Genomic DNA, 1344 nt, shown 5'->3' on the forward strand with positions numbered 1-1344 from the left:
GCCGATGGTGAACAGCAGGGCGGCCAGGTACAGGTAGTTGACCGGATTCACTTCGAGGCCTCCTCTCGGGAGTCGCGGCCGAGGCGCTCCGCGGATCGCGCTGCACGCCGGTGCGCTCGCCGACCGGTACCCCGAGCGCCGCCAGATGATGGCCGGGGACCTGGTCAGTGCCGCCGCGCTGGCGTCCGTATCGCTGGCGGGGGCGTTGGGGTCGCTGACCCTGGCGCACCTGATGGTCGTCGCCGTCGTACGGGGCGCGGCGGGCGTGCTGCACGACGCGGCCGCGATCAGCCTGCTGCCGAGGCTGGTCGACCGGTCCCTGATCCAGCGGGGCAACAGCCGTACGGGCACCTTGTTCGCGGTCGCCGCCACCGCCGGCAACAACCTCGGCGCCGCCCTGACCGCACTGCTCGGACCGGCCCGGGCCCTGCTCGGCGACGTCGCCTCCTACCTGCTGAGCGCGGTGCACCTCCCGCATCCGGACCTGCGGGAGCGGCCCGGCCCGGGGGGTGCGGAGGAACGGGATGCGGGCGGAGATCGCCGAGGGGCTGCGGTACGTACGCGCCGACCACCGGCTGAGCGTGCTCACGGCCGTGAACGCCACGACCTCGCTGGCCCTGGCCCTGCTCAACACCCTGTGGGCGGTTTACCTGCTGCGGGAGCTGGAGATGGGCCCGGGCGTGTTCGGGGTGGTCCTGGGGGTCGGCACCCTGGGCGCGGCCCTCGGGGCATGGGTCGCGCCGGTCCTCGTACGGCGGTACGGGCCCGGGCCGATGATGCTCGGCGCCCTCGCCCTCCCGCCGCTCACCCAGGTCCCGCTGCTGCTGGCCTCGCCCGGTCCCGCCTGGCAGGCCGTCATCGGCGCGGCCCTGTTCCTGCAACTGGCCTGCGCCGGGGCGGCGGGCACCACCCAGCGGTCGATCCGGCAGCTGGTGACCGAGTTCGGCATGCAGGCCCGGATGCAGGCGGTGAGCATCTGCCTGACCTCGGGCGCCCGGCCGTTGGGGACGCTGCTGGCCGGCGGGCTGGCCACCTGGGCCGGCGTCCGGCCGGCGCTCGCGGTCGGCGCGGGCCTGCTCGTCGTCCCGTTCCTGGTCCTGGCCCGCTCGCCACTGCGCCGCCTGCGGCACATGCCTGGTGCCACCCGGCAACCGGCCGCCGCCGCGATCGCCGCCGCGCGCGGGCACTGGAAGGGCTCGATGGAAGGAGGGACGGCTTGACACGGACCAACCCGCCGGTGCCGGGCCTGTGCCGGGCGGACTGGCGGACTGGCGGACGGGCGGGGGCCTGGGAGCCGGTCCCGGGCCGGGGCCGGGGCCGGGGCTGGGCAAGGGCCAGGGCTGG

At 76.1% G+C, this 1344-nt stretch carries 1 protein-coding gene and 1 pseudogene; both read left to right on the plus strand.

Annotated features, from left to right (window positions below; genetic code table 11):
* Window positions 1–148 precede the first annotated feature (148 nt).
* Window positions 149–460 (plus strand): annotated as a pseudogene (locus AB0O29_RS35960) (MFS transporter); the annotation flags it as partial.
* A 64-nt stretch (window positions 461–524) separates the two neighbouring features.
* Window positions 525–1220 carry an MFS transporter gene (locus tag AB0O29_RS35965; protein ID WP_365160666.1) on the plus strand — a complete coding sequence of 232 codons (696 nt, stop codon included), beginning with the start codon at window positions 525–527 and terminating at the stop codon, window positions 1218–1220.
* The last annotated feature ends 124 nt before the right edge of the window (window positions 1221–1344 follow it).

It is taken from the genome of Streptomyces sp. NPDC089915 (genome assembly GCF_040684675.1).
Lineage (GTDB): Bacteria > Actinomycetota > Actinomycetes > Streptomycetales > Streptomycetaceae > Streptomyces.

What these genes read in the sequence shown, in the direction of transcription:
- AB0O29_RS35965 (WP_365160666.1), top strand. Translation starts at nt 525, where the DNA reads ATGCGGGCGGAGATCGCCGAGGGGCTGCGGTACGTACGCGCCGACCAC.